This window comes from Sandaracinomonas limnophila (genome assembly GCF_004005965.1).
Classification (GTDB): domain Bacteria; phylum Bacteroidota; class Bacteroidia; order Cytophagales; family Spirosomataceae; genus Sandaracinomonas; species Sandaracinomonas limnophila.
Genome location: NZ_SACY01000003.1, coordinates 405,243 through 429,667, shown reverse-complemented (window position 1 = coordinate 429,667; position 24,425 = coordinate 405,243). Strand labels below are relative to the sequence as shown.

24 protein-coding genes are annotated in these 24,425 nt (G+C 36.4%); 16 read left to right on the top strand and 8 right to left on the bottom strand.

Features of this window, described 5'->3' with window-relative positions:
- Positions 1 to 94: 94 nt before the first annotated feature.
- From EOJ36_RS08055 to accD, 7 genes are all read left to right on the top strand, one after another.
- A complete protein-coding gene (locus EOJ36_RS08055) occupies positions 95 to 2,332 on the top strand; it encodes a DUF5916 domain-containing protein (RefSeq protein ID WP_127804153.1) in 2,238 nt (745 codons plus the stop codon).
- 21 nt (positions 2,333 to 2,353) lie between these two features.
- Positions 2,354 to 2,860 carry a DUF2911 domain-containing protein gene (locus EOJ36_RS08050; protein ID WP_127804151.1) on the top strand — a complete coding sequence of 169 codons (507 nt, stop codon included), beginning with the start codon at positions 2,354 to 2,356 and terminating at the stop codon, positions 2,858 to 2,860.
- 93 nt (positions 2,861 to 2,953) lie between these two features.
- The gene (locus tag EOJ36_RS08045; protein WP_127804149.1) at positions 2,954 to 3,322 is read left to right on the top strand and encodes a response regulator; all 369 of its coding nucleotides are present in this window, start codon (positions 2,954 to 2,956) and stop codon (positions 3,320 to 3,322) included.
- Between the two features lie 13 nt (positions 3,323 to 3,335).
- A complete protein-coding gene (locus EOJ36_RS08040; protein WP_127804441.1) occupies positions 3,336 to 4,097 on the top strand; it encodes an MBL fold metallo-hydrolase in 762 nt (253 codons plus the stop codon).
- Position 4,098: 1 nt separating this feature from the next.
- Positions 4,099 to 4,746, top strand: coding sequence for an HAD family hydrolase (locus EOJ36_RS08035; RefSeq protein ID WP_127804147.1), 648 nt, complete (start codon positions 4,099 to 4,101; stop codon positions 4,744 to 4,746).
- Between the two features lies 1 nt (position 4,747).
- Entirely contained in the window at positions 4,748 to 7,372 is a 2,625-nt protein-coding gene (locus EOJ36_RS08030; protein WP_127804145.1) for a T9SS type A sorting domain-containing protein, read from the top strand.
- A gap of 49 nt (positions 7,373 to 7,421) precedes the next feature.
- The gene (gene accD, locus EOJ36_RS08025) at positions 7,422 to 8,264 is read left to right on the top strand and encodes an acetyl-CoA carboxylase, carboxyltransferase subunit beta (protein WP_127804143.1); all 843 of its coding nucleotides are present in this window, start codon (positions 7,422 to 7,424) and stop codon (positions 8,262 to 8,264) included.
- Positions 8,265 to 8,323: 59 nt separating this feature from the next.
- Here the strand turns inward: accD and EOJ36_RS08020 are convergent, their stop codons facing one another.
- Complete coding sequence (locus EOJ36_RS08020; RefSeq protein WP_127804141.1) at positions 8,324 to 9,139, bottom strand: zinc ribbon domain-containing protein; 816 nt, start codon at positions 9,137 to 9,139, stop codon at positions 8,324 to 8,326.
- 37 nt (positions 9,140 to 9,176) lie between these two features.
- Complete coding sequence (locus EOJ36_RS08015) at positions 9,177 to 10,271, bottom strand: Nif3-like dinuclear metal center hexameric protein (protein ID WP_127804139.1); 1,095 nt, start codon at positions 10,269 to 10,271, stop codon at positions 9,177 to 9,179.
- Positions 10,272 to 10,423: 152 nt separating this feature from the next.
- Here EOJ36_RS08015 and EOJ36_RS08010 point away from each other — a divergent pair, with 152 nt between their 5' ends.
- Both EOJ36_RS08010 and EOJ36_RS08005 read left to right on the top strand, forming a co-directional pair.
- The gene (locus EOJ36_RS08010) at positions 10,424 to 10,864 is read left to right on the top strand and encodes an NUDIX domain-containing protein (protein WP_127804137.1); all 441 of its coding nucleotides are present in this window, start codon (positions 10,424 to 10,426) and stop codon (positions 10,862 to 10,864) included.
- The gene (locus EOJ36_RS08005; RefSeq protein WP_127804135.1) at positions 10,852 to 12,123 is read left to right on the top strand and encodes a D-alanyl-D-alanine carboxypeptidase; all 1,272 of its coding nucleotides are present in this window, start codon (positions 10,852 to 10,854) and stop codon (positions 12,121 to 12,123) included. Before EOJ36_RS08010 ends, EOJ36_RS08005 begins: the two co-directional genes overlap by 13 nt.
- Here EOJ36_RS08005 and EOJ36_RS08000 read toward each other — a convergent pair.
- Together EOJ36_RS08000 and EOJ36_RS07995 are read right to left on the bottom strand one after the other, a co-directional pair.
- Positions 12,120 to 13,358 carry an APC family permease gene (locus EOJ36_RS08000; protein WP_127804133.1) on the bottom strand — a complete coding sequence of 413 codons (1,239 nt, stop codon included), beginning with the start codon at positions 13,356 to 13,358 and terminating at the stop codon, positions 12,120 to 12,122. The genes EOJ36_RS08005 and EOJ36_RS08000 overlap by 4 nt on opposite strands.
- The gene (locus EOJ36_RS07995) at positions 13,351 to 14,472 is read right to left on the bottom strand and encodes an endonuclease/exonuclease/phosphatase family protein (RefSeq protein ID WP_127804131.1); all 1,122 of its coding nucleotides are present in this window, start codon (positions 14,470 to 14,472) and stop codon (positions 13,351 to 13,353) included. Before EOJ36_RS07995 ends, EOJ36_RS08000 begins: the two co-directional genes overlap by 8 nt.
- Before the next feature lie 163 nt (positions 14,473 to 14,635).
- On the opposite strand from EOJ36_RS07995, the gene rpmB reads away from it, so the two are divergent.
- Entirely contained in the window at positions 14,636 to 14,875 is a 240-nt protein-coding gene (gene rpmB / locus EOJ36_RS07990) for a 50S ribosomal protein L28 (RefSeq protein ID WP_127804129.1), read from the top strand.
- Positions 14,876 to 14,932: 57 nt separating this feature from the next.
- The gene (locus tag EOJ36_RS07985; RefSeq protein ID WP_127804127.1) at positions 14,933 to 16,045 is read left to right on the top strand and encodes a HesA/MoeB/ThiF family protein; all 1,113 of its coding nucleotides are present in this window, start codon (positions 14,933 to 14,935) and stop codon (positions 16,043 to 16,045) included.
- Here EOJ36_RS07985 and rimO read toward each other — a convergent pair.
- The gene (gene rimO / locus EOJ36_RS07980; protein ID WP_127804125.1) at positions 16,042 to 17,364 is read right to left on the bottom strand and encodes a 30S ribosomal protein S12 methylthiotransferase RimO; all 1,323 of its coding nucleotides are present in this window, start codon (positions 17,362 to 17,364) and stop codon (positions 16,042 to 16,044) included. The two genes, EOJ36_RS07985 and rimO, sit on opposite strands and share 4 nt — an antisense overlap.
- A 110-nt stretch (positions 17,365 to 17,474) precedes the next feature.
- Between rimO and EOJ36_RS07975 the strand changes: the two genes are divergently transcribed.
- Positions 17,475 to 18,176 (top strand): 3-keto-disaccharide hydrolase, encoded by a 702-nt coding sequence (locus tag EOJ36_RS07975; RefSeq protein WP_127804123.1) that lies wholly within the window; start codon positions 17,475 to 17,477, stop codon positions 18,174 to 18,176.
- A 35-nt stretch (positions 18,177 to 18,211) separates the two neighbouring features.
- Here the strand turns inward: EOJ36_RS07975 and EOJ36_RS07970 are convergent, their stop codons facing one another.
- From EOJ36_RS07970 to EOJ36_RS07960, 3 genes are read right to left on the bottom strand one after another with little or no spacing between them, the layout of a single operon-like run.
- Complete coding sequence (locus EOJ36_RS07970; protein WP_127804121.1) at positions 18,212 to 19,228, bottom strand: SMP-30/gluconolactonase/LRE family protein; 1,017 nt, start codon at positions 19,226 to 19,228, stop codon at positions 18,212 to 18,214.
- Between the two features lies 1 nt (position 19,229).
- A complete protein-coding gene (locus EOJ36_RS07965; RefSeq protein ID WP_127804119.1) occupies positions 19,230 to 20,942 on the bottom strand; it encodes a GMC oxidoreductase in 1,713 nt (570 codons plus the stop codon).
- Positions 20,943 to 20,953: 11 nt separating this feature from the next.
- Positions 20,954 to 21,532, bottom strand: a complete 579-nt coding sequence (locus EOJ36_RS07960) for a gluconate 2-dehydrogenase subunit 3 family protein (protein WP_127804117.1) — start codon at positions 21,530 to 21,532, stop codon at positions 20,954 to 20,956.
- Between the two features lie 52 nt (positions 21,533 to 21,584).
- Between EOJ36_RS07960 and prmC the strand changes: the two genes are divergently transcribed.
- The 4 genes from prmC (at position 21,585) to EOJ36_RS07940 (ending at position 24,410) form a co-directional block, all read left to right on the top strand.
- Entirely contained in the window at positions 21,585 to 22,460 is an 876-nt protein-coding gene (gene prmC / locus EOJ36_RS07955) for a peptide chain release factor N(5)-glutamine methyltransferase (RefSeq protein ID WP_127804115.1), read from the top strand.
- A 186-nt stretch (positions 22,461 to 22,646) separates the two neighbouring features.
- Positions 22,647 to 23,237, top strand: coding sequence for a LemA family protein (locus EOJ36_RS07950; protein ID WP_127804113.1), 591 nt, complete (start codon positions 22,647 to 22,649; stop codon positions 23,235 to 23,237).
- Positions 23,237 to 23,665 (top strand): TPM domain-containing protein, encoded by a 429-nt coding sequence (locus tag EOJ36_RS07945; protein ID WP_127804110.1) that lies wholly within the window; start codon positions 23,237 to 23,239, stop codon positions 23,663 to 23,665. Before EOJ36_RS07950 ends, EOJ36_RS07945 begins: the two co-directional genes overlap by 1 nt.
- The gene (locus EOJ36_RS07940; RefSeq protein WP_238944440.1) at positions 23,643 to 24,410 is read left to right on the top strand and encodes a TPM domain-containing protein; all 768 of its coding nucleotides are present in this window, start codon (positions 23,643 to 23,645) and stop codon (positions 24,408 to 24,410) included. The genes EOJ36_RS07945 and EOJ36_RS07940 overlap by 23 nt, the downstream gene beginning before the upstream one ends.
- Positions 24,411 to 24,425 lie beyond the last annotated feature (15 nt).

The window sequence follows — 24,425 nt, the reverse complement described above, 5'->3', positions numbered from 1 at the left end:
TAAGAGATGTGAAATGAATTTCATAATACCGAATAAAACCTTACAAGAAGTTTTTGAATTTCTTATAAATTGCAAGATATTTCGCCTATTTACGATGAGAAAAAATCTATTATTAATTATAATTTCCATTTTATTTTTTTCATTCAATCTGCCAGCTCAAAATGTCAGAAAGAATGCAAATTTTCAAATTCATATCAAGAAATCTTCAGGTGGTATTAAAATAGACGGTTTATTGAATGATGAGGCATGGAAAGAAGCTGCATCTGCATCAGACTTTTATATGTGTAATCCTTTTGATACACTTTGTGCTAATGTTAGAACAGACGTTCGAATGAGCTATGATGATAAATATCTTTACATTTCTGCTGAATGCTTTTTGAAACCAGGGCAACCCTATGTTGTTGAATCATTAAAACGAGATTTTAATTTCAGCAATAACGATAATTTTTTAGTTTTTATTGACACGTTTGATGATAAGACAACTGGTTTTTCTTTCGGTGCAAATGCAGCTGGAGCACAATGGGACGGACAGATGTCGGAGGGTGCTAAGATGAATTTGAATTGGGACAATAAGTGGGAATCTGCTACTACTTACAGTTCAAATTCATGGATTTGGGAAGCTGCTATACCCTTTAAATCGATTAGATACAAGGATAATTCAACAATTTGGGGAATTAACTTTAGTCGATTAGACACTAGAGAAAAAGAAAAATCTGCATGGGCGCCAGTTCCCCGTCAGTTTCCAACTGCATCATTGGCCTATGCTGGAGCCTTGGTTTGGGATACACCCCCTCCGGCACCTAAGAAAAATGTATCTATTATTCCTTATATGTTAGGGGGGAACCTAATTGATTTTGATAAATCTAAGCAGGTAGGCAAAAATCAGATAGGTGCAGATATGAAAGTGGCTTTAAGTTCAAGTATGAATTTAGATTTGACTGTTAATCCTGATTTTTCTCAAGTTGATGTAGATCGTCAACAAACTAATTTAGATCGATATGAATTATTTTTTCCAGAAAAAAGACAATTTTTTATCGAAAATTCAGATCTGTTCGATGGTTTTGGGGTAGACAACCTTCGCCCATTTTTTTCTCGAAGAATCGGTTTGGCCTATAATTCAACAACCAAAGGTTACGACCAAACTGCTATTCGTTATGGTGCCCGCTTGAGTGGAAAATTAACTAAAGATTGGAGAATCGGCATCTTAAAAGTTCAAACTGAAAGGAATGACACGATAACCCCCATTCAGAATTTTTCGATGGTAACCTTGCAAAGAAAGTTATTTGCTAGGTCAAATGTGGGTTTGTTTTTTATCGATAAACAATCCTCCATTGAATTGGAATCTCAAAGGAAAAACGGAATTCAAGATTACAATAGAACCATTGGTGTTGAATACAATTTAGCATCTTCAAATAATTTTTGGACTGGGAAAACCTTTTTTTATCAAACATTTAGTCCGATTTCAGCCCCTAAGAATTTTGCTCATGCCTTGAATTTATCTTTTAAAAATAATAATTGGTTTGGTATTTGGCGGCATCAATGGGTTGGAACTGGTTTTAATCCGGAGGTTGGTTATGTGCCTCGCGTAGGATATTTTAATGTAAATCCTGAAATTGGTAAGATTTTCTATCCCAAAGATAAAAATTCTAAGATTTTTTATGGCCAGGCGAAAATAATGAAAATTGGTTTCTGGAATGAGGCTGGTTTAAGAACGGATAATACAAATGTATTTGCAACGGATTTAATAATGAAAGATCGTGCGGGATATAGTTTTTGGGCCGCCTCAGATTATATTCGCTTATTGTTAGATTTTGATGCAACTCGAGTTGGTAAAGAAAAATTAAAAGCAGGAACTGAACATACTTGGAATTCTGTTGGGTTTAATTATATGTCCTCGGCAATTAAAAAGTTTACTTATTCCTTAAATACTCGATTCGGAGGTTATTATGCAAATGGGACTCGCGTGGGTATAACTTCGGAATTGGCTTATCGTTTTCAGCCTTATGTAATGTTTTCTATGGCATTAGATTATAACAAGATTGATGATGTAGATTGGGTAAATGAAGCACAAACTGTTACCAAAAAGTTGAACTCAGAGTTTTGGATTATTCGTCCTAAATTGGATGTTACCTTTACCAATAAGTTGTTTTTTACAACATTTTTGCAATATAATGAGCAAATTAAAAACGTAAATATTAATTCAAGAATCCAATGGAGATATAAACCAGCTTCAGACATATTCTTGGTTTATACGGATAATTATTTTCCTGAAAATTTACAAATTCGTAATCGTGCCATTGTGTTAAAACTAAATTATTGGCTTAATTTGTAATCTAAAATTTAAACAAATTCTATGAAAAAGTTAATTTTTGCTTTATTGAGCTTTATCTCATTATCTGTTTTTGCTCAAAACCAAGCCTCGCCACCAGCAACTGCCATTCAGAAAATTGGCAATTTGAATGTAATTGTTAAATATTATCAACCTTCTGTAAAAGGACGTTTGGTGTTTGGAACAAAAGAGCAAAAAGCCTTAGTTCCTTACGGGGAAGTTTGGAGAACTGGTGCCAATGAAGCTACAACGATTGAATTATCGAAAGATGCTCAAATTCAAGGACAAACTTTAGCAAAAGGAACCTATTCCGTATTTACTATTCCAGGTCCAACAGAGTGGACAGTAATCTTCAACAAAGTTGCTAAACAATGGGGAGCGTACTCTTATAAAGCAGATCAAGATGTTTTACGCGTAACGGGAAAAGTTTCTGAGTCGAAGCCAACAGAACAATTTACAATTACCTTGTCGAACACAGGTCAATTGAGTTTTATTTGGGATAAAACCTCTGTTTCTGTTTACGTAAAATAATTCCAAATTTGGAGTATAATTCACAAAGGTTTTCTTTTAAATAAGGAAGCCTTTGTTTATTTTTGTTTTCTATCCATATCCAATTGCAATTTTATGAAAAAAGTTTTGATCGCCGAAGATAGTTCTGTTATTCAAAATCTAGCTAAAAAGATTTTAGAGTTTCAAAATTTCGAAATTCACGCTGTTAAAAATGGTCAGCAAGTTTTAGATGAATTAGCTAAAGCTGATTTTGACATCATTCTTTTAGATATCAATATGCCAGTAATGGATGGAATGGATTGTGCAAAAGCAGTTCGTAATTTGTCGGATTCGAAAAAAGCGAGCATACCTATGATTGCTATCACTGGGAATGCTAGAAATTATACAATGGAAGACTTTAAGGCAGTTGGGTTCAACGATTTCCTGGCTAAGCCTTTGAATTTTGACGCGTTAGTTACGCAGGTTAAGGCCTTAACAGAATAATTTTATGGCTCCGATTAAGGTTACCTTTCTCGGAACAGGTACTTCGCAAGGCATTCCTATGATTGCTTGTTCTTGTGAAGTGTGCCAATCTAACGACACCCGTGATAAAAGATTGCGGGTGTCGTTGCATTTAGAAACTGATGGAAAATCCTTTGTCATAGATACGGGTCCAGATTTCAGGCAACAAATGCTTCAGGAATCTATCACCCAATTAGATGCTATTTTGTTTACGCACGAACACAAAGACCATACAGCTGGGATGGACGATGTGCGGGGATTCAATTATGCGCAGAAAAAAGCCATGCCAATTTATGCCCAGGAGCGTGTAATAGATCAATTGAAAAGAGAATTTGCTTATGCTTTTGATGAAAATAAATATCCTGGTGTTCCAGAACTTCACGTTCATTTGATAGACGAAAATCCCTTTGAAATCGAAGGGGTTAATATCTTACCCATTCCTGTAAAACATTTTTTATTAGATATTTTTGGGTATCGAATTGGGGATTTTACCTACATTACGGACGCAAATTTTATTGCCGACAAGGATTTGGAGAAAATAAAAGGAACTAAGGTTTTGGTTTTAAATGCACTCCGAAAAACTCCTCACGTTTCCCATTTCACCCTAGAAGAGGCATTGGAAATTATTGAAAAAGTTAATCCTGAAAAGTCCTATATAACACATATTAGTCACCAGCTCGGAAAACACGAAGAAGTACAAAAAGAACTGCCCGCCAATGTTTTTTTGGCTTATGATGGTTTGAAAATTACAATTTAGTATGATTGAAGGAATTTTATTTGATATGGATGGTGTAGTAGTGGATAATTTACCCTATCACGTAGACGCATGGTTGTTGTTTTGTGAGAAAAAAGGAATTCCTTTAACTCGTGAAACTTTTTACAAAGAATTAAACGGGATGAATTCAAAAGATACCTTTGAGTGGTTTTTTAAAAGGCAAATGACAAGAGAAGAGGTTCATCCCTTGGAGGAGGAAAAAGAGGAGATTTATAGAGAATTTTATGCCCCCTTCAGAAAGCCATTAGAGGGTTTAGTGGAATTTTTAAAAGAAATAAGAAGTAGTGGGATAAAAGTGGCCTTAGCAACTTCCGCCGGTCAAGGGAATATCGATTTTACCATTGACGGAATCGGATTGCGCGATCAATTTGATGTGATTGTAGGTGGGGCAGAGGTTACTAAAGGGAAACCTGATCCGGAAATATATTTATTAGCAGCACAAAAATTAGGGGTAAATCCTGCTAATTGTTGGGTAATTGAAGACTCTTTGCAAGGTATTAAATCGGGACAATCAGCTGGCTGCAAAGTGGTTGGGATTACTACTTCTCATACGAAAGAGGAATTAGCACATACACAAATACAAGCTCCAAACTTTGTTGGACTGTTTGAAAAAATACAAAACCACAATTAAGATGAAATCATTTTTACCTACCCTAGTCTGTATATTTTTTACAATTCAGCTGTTTTCTCAGAAACCTCAAGTTCTGATAAAAAAGGGAAAAGAAATCGTAGAATACGTTTCTGATCATCCGGAATTACGACCATTGCCTTCTAATTATCAAGCTGAAATGCAAAAAATGTTGGATGCGGAAAAGTTGGAATTAAGAACTTTGGGGACACAGGCAAGTCTGCAAACAACTTTTAATTTTACTTATGATTTAAACACTCCCACCGAGGTAAAGGCAGTTTTTGAAAAAGCGGCCTCTATTTGGGAAAAGGTTTTTACTACTGACCAAAAAATTAATGTAATTGTTTATTGGACACCCTTGGCTTCAAATGTTTTGGGAAGTGCAGGTGCAACCAATTATTATGCTAATTTTCCAGGCTCATCCAAAATTAATACCTATTATCCTTTAGCATTGGCTGAAAAAATTGCTCATGCCAATTTTAATGGGACGGATCCAGATATTGTTGCCCGATTCAACTCCGATTTTACCCAATGGTACAAAGGAATTGATGGTTTGCCAAGTACCAAGCAATATGATTTTCTTTCTGTTGTTTTGCATGAATTAGGACATGGATTGGGTTTTATTGGTCAATTTGAGCAATCAACTGATAAATCTACGGTTGGATATACTTATCCAGGAATTTTTGACCAATTCATGGAAAATAAAACGGGGACGAAATTAGTTGATACCACAACCTCCTATAAAAATAATTCAGTCGCTTTGTTGGGTGCAGTTACTTCCAAAACTAGTTTATTTTTGAATGGACCTCAATTGCAGAATTTGAATAAAACAAAGGCAACTTTATATGCCCCGAATCCTTATGTAGATGGTTCAAGTGTTTACCATGTAGATCAGTATTTATATCCTGTTGGTGATCCCAATGCTTTAATGACTCCGCAAATAGCTCCTGGAGAGGTTACTCGCTCTGTGGGTCCAATTGCGGAAGGTATTTTTAAGGATATGGGTTGGTATGGTTCAAGTATATTTGCGGAGCAAGCAAAAGATACGGAAGCAACCGATCAAGATTTTGTGTTTGAGGCAAAATTGTATTCAGATACACTGTTGAAGGCAAATTCATTGCGATTGATGTTGGCTTCAAATACCTCAATTACTTCGGCTGTAGCTTATACCCCAACATTGGTTTCTGGTACCTCTAATACCTATCGTTATACTTTGCCTAAATCAAGTTCAGACCGAGTTTTGAAATATTATTGGACAGCACAAACTGCCGCTGGTAAGTCATTTGTAACTCCTGCTGAGGCACCTTATGTAACCATATCTGGGAAAAATTATGGGAATTATTACCAGTTTACCATCGGAGCAGATACGGTCAAGCCCAAAGTAGTTTATGCCAATTCGTTGAAATACATTTTTGCCTCTCAAAAGAAAGTTCCATTGCCTACTTTGTATGCCACAGACAATATTGGTATTGATACTGTTTTGGTTGAATACTCTATCAATGGAGGAACGGCAGTAGTGAAAAATATGTCGAAATTAACCACTGAGGCGAATGCCTATTCATTTACTTTTGATTTTACATCGGCCGGATTGAAATCTGGAGATGTGGTAAAATATAAAATTACGGTTCGGGATAAGTCAAAGGCTAAGAATGTTGTTTACTTTCCAAGCACTTCTTATTATGAGTTTCGAGTAGTTGATTTCTTGGCACCTGTTACAGAATATATAACATCTTTTGATAGATATCCTACCGCAGATTTTTATTTAAAAGGCTTTTCAATCAATAAAGATACCTATTTAAATACAATAGCCTTGAATTCTGAACATCCGTATGCTGATGGGAGTGAGGATGTTGAACCTGGAACGGGTGGGACGGATAAGTTTACCAATAATGATGCCTTATTGTTGAAACCAATTGTAGTTCGTGCCGATACAGCAAAAATTTATTTTGATCAGATTGTTTTGGTAGAGCCGGGTGAAACGGGTGAAAGTTTTTACAATGCAGATGGGACGGTTAATCGTTATTTTTATGATTATGTGATTGTACAGGCATCTAAAGATTTAGGACAAACATGGATTGATTTAGGACCTGGTTATGATTCCAATAAAGAATCAACTTGGTTAAAAACCTATAATTTAAGTTTAGACAAAAATGGTAACTCTCTTTCTGTTGGAAGCTTTGATTTGTATAAACCGATGGAAATTGATTTGAAATCCAATGGAAAAATAAAATCAGGTGATCAAATAATATTGCGATTTAGGTTACATGCAGATGTGGGTGCTCATGGATGGGGATGGGCCATAGATAATTTGAATATTCAAGGCCCCAAAGGTAAAAAAGATTTGGTTTTAGGCATTGATAAAGTACTTGAAGGTTCTGTATTAAGTGTTTTTCCAAATCCTGCCAATAGTCGTATTAAAATAAAATTGGAAACGCCTCAGGAATTGAAGCAATTGAATTTTCAAATTGTAAATTTACAAGGCCAAGCAATGATTCAAGAAGATATTCAGGTAAATGGAGTGTTATTTGAAAGAGAAATTGAGGTCAATTCGTGGTCTAGTGGAGCTTATTGGGTAAATTTTAAAAATGGTTCGCAGCAAATAGGTAGAAAATTGATCATTATTAAGTGATAAAAGTATTTTTTCCGTAATTTTGTCAGCCGTTTAAAAACAAAAAAATATGTCTTGGTTTACCAGAAAAGATAAAGGGATTCAAACCCCAACTGAAGCAAAACGAGAAGCACCTGATGGATTATGGTATCAGTGTCCTTCTTGCAAAAAAGCAATTCATACTAGAGAGCACCGTGTATTTGCATTTACTTGTTCAAATTGTAATTACCATGAGAAGATAGGGTCTCAAGAGTATTTTGAGTTACTTTTCGACGAAACCAAATACACCGAATTAGATCCAATGATGGGTTCTGGTGATCCTTTGGAGTTTACAGATACTAAAAAATATGTGGATCGTATCAAATCAACCGAATACAAAACTGGCTTAAAAGATGCAGTTCGAACGGCTGTAGGAAATATGAATGGATTGCCATTGACTATTTCAGCTATGGATTTTAGTTTTATCGGTGGTTCAATGGGTTCTGTAGTAGGAGAAAAGATTGCCAGGGGAATTGACTATTCCTTGAAACACAAACAACCTTTTTTAATGATTTCTCGCTCGGGTGGAGCGCGTATGATGGAAGCAGGATTTTCCTTGATGCAAATGGCAAAAACTTCTGCTAAATTGGCATTATTGGCAGAAGCTGGTATTCCTTATATTTCTTTATTAACAGACCCAACAACCGGTGGTGTTACAGCCTCTTATGCTATGTTGGGTGATTTTAATATTTCAGAACCTGGTGCCTTAATTGGTTTTGCGGGACCACGTGTTATCAAAGAAACAATCGGAAAGGATCTTCCGAAAGGGTTTCAAAGTGCTGAATTTGTTTTAGAGCACGGATTTCTAGATTTCATAGTAGATCGAAAAGATTTAAAAGATAAATTAACCTCTTTACTTCAAATGTTGCAGTAAGGATATAAAAAAAAAGAGCATTTGAAAAAATGCTCTTTTTTTATGTGCAATTGAAAATATTACTCAGCTGTTGCCGCTGCAGCCGCTGCTGCAGAAACTTTAGTTGCTCTAGTTTTCTTTTCTTTTACTTCACCTGGTTGTGGATCTGTTACACCTGCTAAGATTCTACCGCAGTGCTCACAAACGATGATTTTCTTCTTGTCTTTAATGTCGGTCTGACGTTGAGGAGGGACTGAGCTAAAACAGCCACCACAAGCGCCACGAGAAACCATAACAACAGCTAGGCCGTTACGAGCATTATCTCTCAACTTGGTGTAAGATTTCAATAATCTTTCTTCTGTTGCTTTCAATGCTTTCTCTCTATCTTTCAATAATTTTTGCTCATCCTCTTCAGATTCTGCAATAATTACTTCTAATTCTTTTTTCTTTAATTCAAGGTCTTTGTTACGCTCAAATAAATTGGACTCAACTCCACCGATTTCATCGTTTTTGTTCAAAACTTTAATGTCGATTTCTTTGATACGCTTGTCAGCAATTTCCATTTCAAGTCCTTGTAATTCAATTTCCTTAGAAACTGCATCGAACTCACGGTTGTTGCGAACATTCATTTGTTGCTCCTTGTATTTGGCAATCAATTTCTCCGAATCCTTTTTTGAATTGCGGTAGTTGTTGATTTGTGTATTGAAATTTTCAACTTCTGATTGAAATTTCGCCAAACGAGTTTCTAAACCTGCAATTTCATCCTCTAAATCTCTCACTTCTTCAGGTAAATCCCCGCGAACTTTCTTGATATTATCTAAGGCAGAATCAATGTTTTGAAGCTTCATTAAAGCTTCTAATTTTTGTGCAATGGTTGTTTCTGTAGCAGTTGCCATTAATTTGTTAATTTGAATATGTTCAACAACGCTCTATTCAAGCGAAATTAATTGGATTTGTATTAGTTTCACTTTTGAGAACGGCAAAATTACAAAAAATATTTGACAAATACTCACATATCGCATCCTTTATCATTACTTCTGATTCATAATGTCCTACATCCACCAAAATGATTTGATTTTCTGCATCAAAAAACTCATGGTATTTGATATCACCCGTAATGTAAGCATCTGCGCCAGCAGCTTTCGCCTTCTGAATCAAAAAGCTTCCTGCTCCACCGCAAAAGGCAATTTTCTTTATTTTCTTGCCAGTTTTTGGACTGTGTCGAAAATTTTGAATACCTAATTTCTGTTTGATCATTTGTAAGAAATCGGCTTCTGAAATTTCTTTTTCTAATTCCCCAATATATCCTGCTCCCACCTCATTCCATGTATTATCTAATTTTTGAATAAAATAAGAAACCTCCTCGTAGGGGTGAGCAGTAAATAATGTTTGGAGGATTTCTGCCTCTTTGTGACTTGGTAAAATCACTTCCACCTTCATTTCTTCAACCTCCTCTGCTTTCAATGCCTTTCCAATATGTGGATTGGCTTCCTGATTGGGTGTGAATCGACCAATGCCTTCAGATGTGAAGCTGCAATTATCATAGTTTCCGATTTGTCCAGCACCTGCCGAATTCAAGGCCATTCTTACTGACTCTGCATTTTCCCGGGGTACAAAAAAACTTAACTTTTTAAGATTTTCTTTCACAGGAGAAAGTACTTGACCCTTTATCCCAAATTTTTGGGCTAAATGGTAGCTAACTCCTTTGGGTGCATGGTCTAAATTGGTATGCGAGGCATACAATATGATGTCGTTTTTTATGGCAGATATAACTGTTTTTTCCACATAATTTTTGCCTGTCAAACTTTTTAACCCTTTGAAAATAATCGGATGATGTGCAATAATCATATTGCAATTTTTGGCCTTAGCTTCCTCAATAACCTCCTCCGTGCAATCCAAAGAAACTAAAATGCCACTCACCTCCTGATTTTTATCGCCTACCAAAAGTCCCGCATTGTCATAGGATTCTTGCCATGCCAAGGGTGCCCATTGTTCCATTGCGGAAGCTATGTCTTTTACTTTTATCATTTTAGGGTTATGGGTTATGGGTTATGGGTTATGGGTTATGGGTTATGGGTTATGGGTTATGGGTTATGGATTTAATTTTGTAATTTAAGTCCAAATTATTACAAATCATAATTTGAACCTCATAACTCATATCCCATAACCCATAACTAAAAATGCGTCTCCGACCAGCCATCATCATCATTGAAAACAATCACATTCTCTTAATGAAGTATCAATATGGTGAAGAGCAAATTTATAATTTTCCTGGAGGTAATTTAGAGGATGAAGAATTATTACCGATTGCATTGGAGCGTGAATGTAAAGAGGAATTGGGTATTGATGTGGAAGTTGGCAAAATGCTGTTTATGGGGCAAATGGCAGGGAATGAGTTCCGAAAGGCAGCATTACATGTGTTTTTTGAAGGGTCAATAATAGGAGGGGTGCCAATTTTGCAAGCTAATGAAACTACTGCTGCAGAGGTAGTTTGGTTGCCTCTTGCTGAACTTTCTTTCGTAAATTTGTATCCCAATGCTGGCGATGCCCTGCAGGATTATTTAATAACTGGTAAAAGCGGGAAATATCTCGGCTTGATTGAACAAAGATGGATCGGATAAAATTTAAATCAGAGTACTTAATTATAGTATTTTTAGCTTTTTTCATTGGGGCTTGTCGAACAAGTTTATCAAGAAAAATCTTTCAAAATTCTGATTTTTCAAACGGCGCTAATGGGTTTTATTTGAAAGATCTGGAGTCTGGGAAGGTATATTTAGATTACAATGGGCAAAAGTATTTTATGCCGGCATCTAATACCAAGTTGGTGACTTTTTATGCAGCCAACAAGTTATTGGAAAAGCAAATTCCAGCCTTTGCTTATGAGGAAACGTCAGATTCTGTAATTGTTTGGGGAATGGGCGATCCATCTTTTTTACACCCAGATTTTAAAAATTCAGAACTGGTAAATTTTATTGCGGCTAAAACCAAACCTGTTGTTCTCGCTAAGGATTTAAAGATAAAACCTCTCGGTACGGGCTGGGCCTGGGACGATTATCCAGATTATTATTCTGCAGAGGTTTCTGAACTGCCTATTTTTGGTAATGTGGTTCATTTTTCAAAACAAAACGAGGTTTGGAAAGCAAATCCAAGCCAATTTCTTCAAAACACCTATTTTGTAAAATCTGAAATGCCAGTACGGGATCGATTGTCAAATCTATTTTTTATACATGAAAAACAGATAAAAGCATTTGATAGTCCTTTTATCCAAAGTCATGAGTTGACAGCAAAATTTTTGTCGGATTTGAGTCAGAAAAAGGTTGGTTTGGTTCAAAAACCCATTAGTTCAAAGGCTAAATTAGTGGCAGTGACAACCTTGGATTCTCTTTTAAAGCCCATGTTGTATCATTCTGATAACATGATTGCTGAGCAATTGGTAGTAGAGATGGGACGAAAATTAGGTAAAGGAAAAGATGTAGAATCGATGCTTATGGCCATTCAAGATACCTTAACTGATGCGCCTTTGAAAAATATGAAGTGGGTAGACGGTTCTGGACTTTCCCGTTATAATCTGATGAAGCCAATGGATTTGGTAAACGTGCTGGAGAAAATATATCAGGATATTCCGAAAGAAAGATGGATGGCCCTGATGCCAAAGGCTGGAGGTGCCGGTACTTTGAAAAATGTCAAATTACAAAATCCCAATTTAGAAATTTGGGCGAAATCGGGTTCCTTTTCCAATACCTATAATTTGTCGGGTTTCGCTAAAACTCCCAAAGGGAAATGGATTGCTTTTTCCATTATGACTAATCTTGAAAATCGGTCTGTTTCAAAAAGTAAGGAAGCTGTTATTGCTTTTTTGAATAATTTAGGTCAATTCTAAAACATTTGCATCATTACTCCCAGGAGAAATAATCCTGACACAATTACCATGAACCAAGGCAAATAGGGATAAAGCATTACTTTGTAAGGCCTTTCTAAATTCGGTTCTTTTTTTCGAAGTCCAATTAAGGAGGCAAATCCTGCCAAATAGGCCGTCACAAAAAAGAAGGTTGCTATGTCTGATAAAAGTGTGCTGTAGTTTTGTCCTATAACTAAAAACAAACAAGACATTCCTACTGTAATATGTGTTGCAAAAGTAGGTGTGCCGTTTTTGTTGATTTGGCTAACTTTTTTGAAAAACAAGCCATCCCTACTCATAGAATAGATTACACGAGGTGCAAACATAACCTGAGTATTTAAAATTCCAAAAATAGTAAGCATTAAAAATATGGTTACATATTTTCCTATTTGTGGGCCTAGCAGCAGTTGGATGGCATCTGCTGCTGCTAATTTACTTCCTTTCAATGTTTCGATTGGAATAACATACAAAATAGCCACATTAATTAGGATATAAATTAATGCCACCATGAAAACTCCTAAATACATGGCTTTGGGCATAGATTTGCGAGGGTCTGCATTCTCCTCCGTAAAATAGGCAGCAGTATGCCAGCCATCAAATGCATAAAAAATTGAAAGAAGGGCGGTAATTATTCCGTTGTTTGAAATAGGTGGCCATTTTTGGCTCGTAAAATTACTTGTGCCTGGACTTGAGCAAAAACAAATTATTATAAATAAAAACAAGGCAAATGCCTTTAAACCACTTAGCCATTCCTGACTTTTACCCGCCGCTACAACACCCAATTGATGAAATCCCCAAAGCATTACCAAAATGGCAATCGAAATTATAATTAGATAGTTGTTTAAATATGGAAATAATAATCCTAAGTATTCGCTAAAGGTGTAGGCGCCGAACCCTAAAGCTGTGACCGTACCCAGCCAGGAAGTTAAACCTACCAAAAATCCCACCAATTTACCAAAGGCCCTTTCGGCATAAACATACCATGCTCCTGCCTTAGGTACAGAAAGGCTTAATTCTAATACGCAATTGACTCCTAAAAGTGCATAAATAGAAACCAACACCCATAAACCAATGATTGCCCAGGGATTTTCCATTTGTTCGGCGATGGGTCCTGGTTTTCGCAGTATACCTGTGCCAATTGTTCCTCCAATGGTTACAGCGATACCAAAACCCGTACCAAGAACTTTCCAAAGTTGGTTTGGGTTCGACTTACTCATGTTTCAATTGATAAGTCCCTAGGACAGGTAAGTGGTCAGAGTATTTGATTTTAGACAAGGTCTCAAAATTCAATATTTTGAAATCATCTGAGAAAAATTGATTGTCTATACGAACCACGTATGGACTTCTGTTCAAGGTAAATCCGAAACCATTTCCAGCCTCCTCAAATCCATTTTTGAGCCGCTCTCTTATTGTGCCGTAAGCCCACCCGTAAGGCGTTTCGTTTAAATCGCCCATCACCAAAATAGGGTATGGGCTGTTTTGAATGAATCGATTGATTTGGTCCATTTCACGTTTATGATTGATGAAACCTTTTTTTAGAGAGGCTAATATTCCTCGGCCTTCTTTTTTGGCGTTGCTGTAATCCTGGTCACGAATTTTTCCTGCCACTTTTCCTACGCGTATTCCCATTGACCACAACTGCAAATTGATGATACGAATAGTATCTTTTTTGTAAGCAATATCTGCTAATAAATATCCATTTGCAGAATTTTTATATTGCTCACCTTCAAAATGTATGATGGGGTATTTAGAAAAAATAGCAAGTCCCATTTTTTCGTTTTTATCAAATGCCTCTTGTTTTAGCGGTATGAAGGCATAATTTGGGTATTCCCCCTTCAAGAAATCTATGGTTCGATATTGTTTTCGATCGGCATTAGAATAAAACTCCTGAAAAACCTTGATATCTGCCTCTTCGTTTTTGATGAAATCCTTCAGTTTGTTAAGTTTTTCTTTGTTCGACTCATATTCGTTCGAATACATCCCATACACATTATAATTCAGGATTTTGATGGAATTTTCAAGACTTGCAATGGGTTCATGAACTGTAAATGTTCTTTTGATGAATCCATAACCTAAAAGTAAAACGGTAAGGGGTAATAGAGCTCTTTTTGCCCTGCGAGTCAACCAATAAATTAAAGAAATCAAGCATAAAATTTGTGCCACAGGCACAGTCATCATGAGAAATCCAGCAATCCAATGGTCGAATAGGAGGGTATAAGAAAGTGTGTAGGTAATTAATGTGTAAATGCAAAGTGGGAGAGTACCCAACCAAATCAGCGATGAAATGATTTTCCCAGCTAAGGTTTCTTCCTTAATTTTCTTCTTTGCCATCCTCAAAGATACATGTTCTTGATTTAATTCCTTACTTCTGATAAATTCTAAAATTTATTTTACTTCTAACGTTTGAATTTTTAGAAAATTTTCTTAATTTCGCCTTCCCAATTCGGAAAAGATTTAATTAACTTGGGCAAAAGCCCATTAAAATAGAAAGATTATGGCAAAGGTTTGTCAATTGACTGGAAAAAAGACACAAGTTGGAAACAATGTTTCTCACGCTAATAACAAGACTAAGCGTAAGTTTTATCCAAACTTACAGACTAAGAAATTTTTCTTAGAATCTGAAGGTGTTTGGGTTCGTATGAAGGTTTCTGCAAAGGCAATTCGTACAATCAACAAGAATGGTTTCGAAAAAACTTTGATCAAAGCTGCTCAAAAAGGTACTTTGACTGTATAGTTTAATCAAAAATATATAAATTAGCCTCTCCATTCGGAGAGGCTTTTTTTTTGCATTATGTTTAGTCCAGAAGAATTACATCGTTATTCCAAACAATTGAAATTACCTGAATGGAATATTCAGGAACAGTCGAAATTAGCTTCCTCAACTATTTTAGTTGTGGGGGCTGGTGGATTAGCTTGTGGTGCTTTGCCGTATTTAGTTTCAGCCGGTATTGGTAAAATTATTTTAATTGATGGAGATTCAATCGATCTTTCAAACTTGGCCAGGCAAGTATTGTACAGTACGCATGAAGTTGGACAAAAAAAAGTAAAAATTGCCCTCGAAAAAATGTCCAAGCTAAATCCGCATTGTGATTTAGAAGGCATTGAAAAAAATCTTACACGAGAAAATGCTGATGAATTAATTGCAGCTGTTGACTTGGTGGTTGACTGCACTGATAATTTTGCAACCCGATATTTGATTAACGATACCTGTTTACGATACGACAAACCCTTTGTATATGCTGCCATTCATTCTTGGGAAGGCTTAATTAGTTTGTGCAATGGAGACGTTTTTGGAGAGGATAGAAAAGGTCCAACCTATCGTTGTTTTTTCCCAGAAGAACCTGGTTTAGATGAAATTCCAAATTGCGACGATGCAGGAGTTTTAGGTTTTTTGCCAGGAATGATGGGTATTATGCAAGCCAAAGAAGCTATTTATTATTTGGTTGCCTGGGCCTCACCAGCCAACGGGGCTTTAGGCCGATTTGATGCCAATGAATTTTCAATGCGTTTTTTTAAAATGAATCGTTCGGCAAATGCCGAAAAATTTGGAGAGCGTCCTGACGAAGTAAATTGGGAAATGGTGCATGATGTAGATCCAGATGTGGCATCTGAATGGTTGAAAGATGGAAAATTGGATTATATCTTGGATGTCCGAGAACCCGAAGAGTTTGAATTGGCCTCTATTCCAGGAGCGATTCAGCTATCCATGGGAGAGGTTTTAAATAAGGTTTCCCTATTGCCAACAGGTAAAAAAGGTTTGGTTTTGTGTCACCACGGAATGCGATCTGCATATGTGATTAAACAATTACAAAAGCATTTTCAAACTCCTAATTTGTTCAATTTAAAAGGTGGTATAGATGCCTGGTCTATCCATGTTGACGAAAATGTTCCTCGATATTATTAAACTAAATCCCCGTACAAATCAAATTCTTCTGCACGATTAATTTTTGCTTGCACAAAATCTCCTAATCTGCAATATTGCTCAGCAGAAATTAACACCTCATTATCTACTTCAGGTGAATCATATTCTGTTCTGCCAATAAAGAATCCACTTTCTTTGCGGTCAATCATTACTTTAAAAATTTGCCCAACTTTTTCCTGATTAATCTCCTCCGAAATTCCTTGCTGTAGGGCCATGATCTCATCTGAACGCATTTGTTTGATTTCTTCGGGTACGTCGTCTACCAAATTATAGGCATGGGTGTTTTCTTCGTGGCTGTAATTAAAGATACCTAAGCGTTCAAATCGCATACGTTCCACAAATGAATAAGTTTCTTCAAAATCTTCTTCAGTTTCTCCTGGGTATCCTGAAATCAAAGTTGTTCTCAATGCAATATTGGGTACTTTTGAACGAATATTTTGAATTAAATCTTCTGTTTTTTCACGAGTAATACCTCTTCTCATGCTTTTTAAAACCGCATCAGATCCACTTTGGAGCGGCATATCAAGGTATTTACAAATATTGTCTCGCTCTGCCATTATATCCAGAATATCCATGGGGAATCCAGCGGGATATGCATATTGTAAGCGAATCCAATCTAATCCCTCTACATCTGATAGGCGTTGCAATAATTCTTTTAATTTTCTGCCGCTTGGTTGGTTTTCTGATTTTAGGTCTAAACCATAAAATGTTAAATCTTGTGCTATCAGAATCAATTCTTTTGTTCCCTTTTTTACCAAGGATTTTGCCTCGGTAATTAATTCCTCCATAGGTCTAGAGATATGACCTCCACGCATTAAGGGGATAGCACAAAAGCTGCAAGGACGGTCGCAACCTTCTGCAATTTTTAAATAGGCATAATGTGCTGGGGTTGTTAATAATCTTTCCCCAACCAATTCTTGCTTATAATCTGCTTTAAGAGCTTTTAATAATCGTGGTAATTCATTGGTTCCAAAAAAGGAATCTACAGCTGGAATTTCTTTTTCTAAATCGTCTTTGTAACGATGAGAAAGGCAGCCTGTAACGTATAATTTATCAATTTTACCCGCTTCTTTTGCTTCTGCATATCGTAAAATGGTGTCAATTGACTCTTGCTTTGCATTGTCGATGAAGCCACAGGTGTTGACCACAATGATATTTGCTTTGTCTTTTTTCGCTTCATGCGTAACCTCCATGCCATTTCCTTTCAATTGTGTGAACAATACTTCAGAGTCAACCAGGTTTTTAGAACAACCTAGAGTAACAATATTAATGGATGATTTTGGGGCTACTTTTGTCTTCATACGAAAAATTTGAGCCTGCAAGTTACAAAAAAGCAAAGATTGTTTCGTAATCTTAATTCAAACGTATATAAATAAGACTATTTTTTGTTAGTATTGTAAAAAAATAAACTATGAAAAAATATCTATTACTTACTTGTTTGCTTTCTCTTGGAGTAGGAGCTAAAGCACAAAATACCTTAAGCAAAAAAGAACAAAAAGAAGGTTATCAACTTTTATTCGATGGTAAAACGTTTAATGGTTGGCATACCTATGGGAAACCTGGTACAGTTGGAAGCTCATGGACTATTGAAGAAGGTGTTATTGGTTTCGATAATTCTAAAAAAGATGGGGGTGATTTAATCACAAATGAGGATTTTGAAAACTATGATTTTTCAGTGGATTGGAAAATTTCAAAAAATGGCAATTCTGGAATTATTTTCAATGTTACAGAAGATAAAGCCAAATATTATGCAACCTATGTGACAGGACCTGAAATGCAGGTTTTGGACAATGAAGGCCATGCTGATGGTAAAATAATCAAGCACCGTTCGGGGGATTTGTACGATTTAATTAAGTCTACAAAGGAAACTGTTAAACCAGTTGGCGAGTGGAACACGGCAAGAATTGTTAATAATAAAGGATTACTTCAATTATATTTGAATGGATATAAGGTAGTTGAAACCAGAACAGACGATGAAAATTGGAAGAATTTAATTGCTGGTTCTAAATTCAAAGACATGAAGGCTTTTGGGGTAAACATGAAAGGTAAAATTGCTTTGCAAGACCATGGAAATCAGGTTTGGTTTAGAAATATTAAAATCAAGAAGCTTTAAAACTAAAAAAGCTCGGTATTTCTACCGAGCTTTTTTTATAAGCCTTTGCCTTTTATTTTGGTGGCAACTCGGACTAAATAGCTGTCTGCTGTAATAAACAAAGTTTTGCCATCATTTCCGCCAAAGGCTACATTAGACGTGGCAGTGCCTGTTTCAATTCGACCTAATAATTTACCTTTCGAATTGATGATCAAAATGCCACCTGGACCGGTGGCCCAAATGTTGCCTTCTGAGTCAACTTTCATCCCATCTCCAGCACCTCGCAATCCTTGTTTTTGCAATTCGCTTCCATCAAAGAAAATTTTAGGCGTGCCTAAATTTCCATTCTTATCAATAGGATAGGCATTCCATATAATAGCTCTTGGGTCAGATTGTGCTACAATTAAAACAGATTCATCTAAATTAAAGGCAAGACCATTGGGTCTCGACATATCTTTTGCCTGTAAACTTACATTTCCTTTTGTATCAATTCTGTAAACTCCTTGGTATTCAATTTCTTTTTCAGGTTCAGGTTTTCCCCGGCCTGGAAGTCCGTAAGGTGGATCTGTAAAGAAATAATCACCATTTCTGCGCTGTACCACATCATTGGGACTATTTAATTTTTTTCCATCTACGATATGTGCTAAAGTCTTCTTTCCTTTCGGATCATTCAAAGGCATTTCAGAAATTCTACGGTCGCCGTGTTCACAACTTACCAAATTGCCTTTCAGGTTAATGATATTACCATTTGCCCCAGTTTCTTCCGAATAATAGCCTTGACCGGTATAGCCAGATGGTTGTAAAAACTTGCTTAAACCCTCTTTTTCGGTCCATTTATGAATAATATTCGATGGCACATCTGAGAACAATAAGTAATTCCCATTTTTTACCCAAACCGGACCTTCCGACCAAACGAATCCTTCGGCTACCACCTCAATTTTGGATTGGGTGTCGAGTAAATGGTCTAATTCAGCATCGTATTTGTGAATTTTACCGATGGCATTGTAATTTGTTTGTCCAAAAGCTGTCATTGAACTGATGATTCCTGTGAAAATAAGAACTATTTTTTTCATATTACAAATTGTGTTTTTTCAGTTCACCTACTGCAAAGGATGCTGCACGAGCTGTTAATGCCATGTAGGTTAAAGACGGATTCACACAAGAAGTAGAAACCATACTTGCGCCATCAGTAACGAATACGTTTTTAGCTGCATGAACTTGGCTGTTTCCATTTAAAACCGATGTTTTAGGATCTCTACCCATTCGCGCAGTTCCCATTTCGTGGATGGCCATACCTGGATAACAACCATTGTCGTATGCTCTAATGTTTTTAAATCCTGCCGCTTCTAACATTTCTTTGGCATCGTTTAACATATCGATACGCATTTTTCTTTCGTTCTCTTTGAATTCGGCATCAAAAACAACAATTGGAAGTCCCCACTTATCTTTTGCAGTTTTATCCAAATACATTTTGTTTTCGTGGTATGGAAGTGTTTCACCAAATCCTCCTAAATTCATGGTCCATGGTCCTGGCTTAGTCATTGATTCCTTATAATCTGCTCCAAAGCTTAGGTCATTTACGCCGCGATTCCAACTTTGGCGAGATCCTCCACCTTGGTAGCCGAAACCACGAACATAGTCTCTCTTATCATTTCCAATATTTCTGTAACGAGGTACATAGATGCCATTAGCTCTTCGTCCAAAATAATATTTGTCTTCATCTCCTTCCCAAACTCCTGATGCTCCGATGCGGAAATGGTGATCCATTAAATTATGTCCTAATTCACCTGAATCATTACCGAAACCATTTTGGAATCTGCTTGAGGTAGAATTTAATAACAAGGCTGTTGTACTTACTGTTGAACCGCAAATGAATATAACTTTTGCATAATATTCTTTTACCTCATGAGTTATCGTATTAATCACACGAACTCCTTTTGCTTTTTGTTTTTGATTATCAAATATGATTTCTGAAACCAAAGAGTTGGGCAACAAGGTCATTAATCCTGTTTTAGCTGCAGGTGGCAAAGTACAAGACTGTGAGCTGAAATAAGCACCATAAGGGCAACCTAAATTACATTTGTTGCGGTATTGGCATTGTGAACGACCAATTTCTAACTGGGCTTTTTTCGCTTCGGATAAATTGGCCACACGACCGATCGTTAAATTTCTTCCCGGAAAAGCCTTTTCAATTCTCACACGCGCCTCTTTTTCCACGCAATACATGTCCATTGGCTTCAAGAAATCTGAATCTGGCAATTGCGGTAAACCTAATGCTTCACCTGAAATACCCACATGTTTTTCAACATAGGAATACCAAGGGGCAATATCTTTGTAACGAATTGGCCAATCAATGGCAATGCCGTCTTTCAAATTTGCTTCAAAGTCTATGTCTGAAAGGCGATAAGATTGACGACCCCACATAATGGATTTTCCGCCAACGATATTCGGACGGAACCAGTCGAATCTTTTTTCTTCCTTGTACATTGAGTCGGAATCATTGAACCAATAATTCTGCGATTTTTCATTGTACGGATAATCTCTTGCTAATTTAGGGTGAGTAGTTTTTTGTTCCTGAGTTAATAAACCATTGTATTTGAAATCCCAAGGATCTTTATAAGTGGGTTCATAACCCGTAATATGATCTAATTGCTTACCTCTGTCGAGAACAAGCGTTCGCATTCCTTTTTCGGTTAATTCTTTGGCAGCAAAACCACCGGAAACACCAGAGCCAACTACAATGGCATCAAAAGTTTGTTTTTTTATTGCATCAATTGCTAAATTCATTGTTTTTCAGTTTAGATTGCCCAAGTTTTTTGAGATGGAGAAAGTGGCATGCAGCCATCAAATTTACCCGGAATTGGTAGGTATTCTAGTGCCTCACTTGCACCAATCTTTGATGTAAAATAACCCGTAGTACTCAATTCTTTAATCATAAAAAAGAATGGAGTAGGGGCTTTTTTGCCACGATTTGCCTTACGTTCTTGGTCGGCCTCTAACATACATTTTGTTAAGGCTTCTTTTTGTTGCGTAGCATTTGCTTCCAAAAACTCTTTCCCATGAACCGATTTACAGTCAGCATTCAATTGATCAAGTCCTGCATAAAAATGATTTTGGTCCTCTTGGGTGTAACAATCCTTAACCACACGAACAATAAATTCTTCTACTTTGGCTGCTTTTGCTCCAGGTGTACCGGTGCTTGGAATAATTAAATCAGCAACTTCTCTGATAATATTTATTTGTTTTGTTGTTGCCTCAACGGAAATTCCGTGATAGGTCTTTTCGCCACGAATACCCGCTAAGACAGGGGCTGAAATGGTTCCGCCCAACAAGATAGCTAATTGTTGTAGGACGTCTCTTCTGTTTAATTCATTCATTTTCTAGATTTTGAGGTTAAACAAATTTATAAATTTTTTGATTTTTTTTTGTATGCCCTTGCAATTTGTTTCAACTGTTTTAATTTCGGGTCAAATTATGACGGTAGGCTGTAAGGAAATTTTCAGGGAATTAGTTGAATTGTTGGATAGTTTATATGGCCAACAAGAGGCAGAAGCAATCGCCTATCGGATTTTAGATTTACAGTTTGCCATTGGGAAATTAGATTTTTTATTAAATAAAGAAATTGAATTACCTACTAGTTGGGAACAAATAAAACTTGAATTGCAAGCGGGTAAGCCTTTTCAATATGTTTTAGGAAAAGAATTCTTTTGTGATTTAAAAATTGGATTAAATGAATCAACTTTAATTCCTCGACCAGAAACAGAGGAATTGGTCGGTTTAATTTTGTCGAAAGTAAAAGGAGGGAAGATTTTAGATATTGGAACAGGAAGTGGCTGTATTCCACTATCCATAAAAAAATCACTGCCTCAGGCGGAGGTTTTTGCTTGGGATATTTCTGAGCTGGCACTAGATCAGGCAAAGAAAAATGCTGAAAATCTACAGATAAATGTCGATTTTCAACTGCAAGATGTATTTGAATGGAGAAATTCGGAAGGTAATTGGGATGTCATAATTTCTAATCCTCCTTATGTCTTGGAGGAGGAAAAAAAAGAAATGAAGTCGCATGTGTTGGACTTTGAACCTCCTTTAGCCTTGTTTGTACCCAATGAAAATCCATTATTGTATTACAAAGCAATTGCAGAAATGGCCAAGGAAAGATTAAATCCGGGTGGATTCTTGTATTTCGAAATCAATCAATTGTTCGGAAAAGAAGTGAAGCAAATGATGGAAAATATTGGATTTGAAAACGTTCAAATTGTTAAAGACTTCAGAGGAAAGGACCGGTTTGTTTATGGTAAATTCTGAATTCTGAATTCTGAATTATGAATTCTGAATTCTGAATTATGAATTATGAATTATGTTTCTTTTAATTAACAATTAACAATTAACAATTAACAATTGATTTGGAACTTTTATCCTGAAAAAATGATTTTGGTGTAAAAACTCGTTAATAAACTATTTAAAAGAATACATTTGTAAAAATTTAAAAAAATGAAAAGAACTACATGGATTGTGTTGGGTGTAATTGCCCTTTTGATTTTCTGGGGAGTTGGTTCCCGCAATAGTATGGCCACAAGTGACCAGGATGTAAAACAATCTTGGGCAAATGTGCAAAGTGCCTACCAAAGAAGAGCAGATTTGATTCCGAATTTGGTAAAAACGGTTCAAGGAGTTGCCAATTTTGAAAAGTCTACCTTGACTCAAGTTATTGAGGCAAGAGCAAGTGCAACCCAAATGAAATTAGATTCAAAAGATTTAAGTCCTGAAAATATTCAAAAATACCAGGCTGCTCAATCTAATTTGGGTGGAGCTTTGTCACGATTAATGGTTGTAGCTGAAAATTATCCTCAATTGAAAGCGACAGAAAGTTTCTCTGAATTGCAAGCTCAATTAGAAGGAACTGAAAATAGAATTAAGGAAGAGAGAGACAACTTTAATGCAGCTGTAACAGCCTATAATAAGTTAATTGTTACTTTCCCCAATAGTCTAATCGCTTCTTTCTCTGGTTTTACAGAAAAAGGATTCTTCCAAGCGGAGGCAGGTTCAGACAAAGCGCCGGAAGTAAATTTTGATTCAAAATAATGAAGCATCTTGCCATTGATCAGGAGGAAATAGTATTGAAGGCTATCAAAGAAGCTGAACGAAAAACTTCTGGTGAAATCCGTGTGCATATTGAAAGTTTCTGTAAAGAGCACCCTGTTGAAAGAGCTAAGGTGCTCTTTCAGCATTTAGGGATGCACCAAACGGATTTGCAAAATGGTATTTTATTGTACCTAGCTGTAAAAGATAGAAAATTTGCAATTGTTGGCGACAAGGCTATTGATGCCCAAGTTCCTGCAGAATTTTGGGAAACTATTCGTGATGAGATGAGGCCTTTGTTAAGCGAAAATAATATTGCGAATGCCTTACAATTGGGTGTAAAACGAACAGGAGAGGCTTTGTCTTTGTATTTCCCTTATCAAAAGGATGACGTAAATGAGCTTTCAGATGAAATATCGTATGGGGAATAGATTGAAGGGTTTTTGGATTTTATTTTTGTTTGTAAGCATTCAAACCTTTGCTCAAAAAGCAATTCCAGAGGCAAGTAAACAATTGGTTACAGATTTGTCGAATGTCCTTTCTGTGGATCAAAAGGCACAATTGGAAAATAAATTGGTTGCCTATGATGATTCAACCTCTACCCAAATAGCCATTTTATTAGTTCCAAGCACGGATGGTAAAGATCCTTATGATTATGCGATGGATGTGGCTAAAAGTTGGAAGATTGGACAAGAAAAAAAGAACAATGGTGTTTTGATATTTGTAGCCACCACAGATAGAAAAATTAGAATTTTAACCGGTAGAGGAATTGAAGATAGATTACCTGATGCCATTTGTAAAAGAATTATCAATAGAATCTTAAAGCCAACTTTTAAACAAGGTGCCTATTATGAGGGTTTAGAGGCTGCAACAGATGAAATGATGCAGCGGGCCTCTGGTGCATTTGTAAACGATGAAGGGCCTGATGGTGGAGGCGATGTACCATTAGTGTTTATCTTTTTAATTATATTCATTATTTTTTCAATCATTGGAAAAATAATTAACAGAAATAATAGAGGGGGCGGCAATAATAATCGTGGCGGGGGAATGTTTTTTCCTCCAATTTTCTTTGGAGGCAATGGCGGAGGTAACGATTGGGGTTCCGGTGGTGGTGGAGGCTTCGGTGGATTTGGTGGTGGTAGTTTTGGAGGTGGAGGCGCAGGAGGGGATTATTAAAATTATCCCTAAATT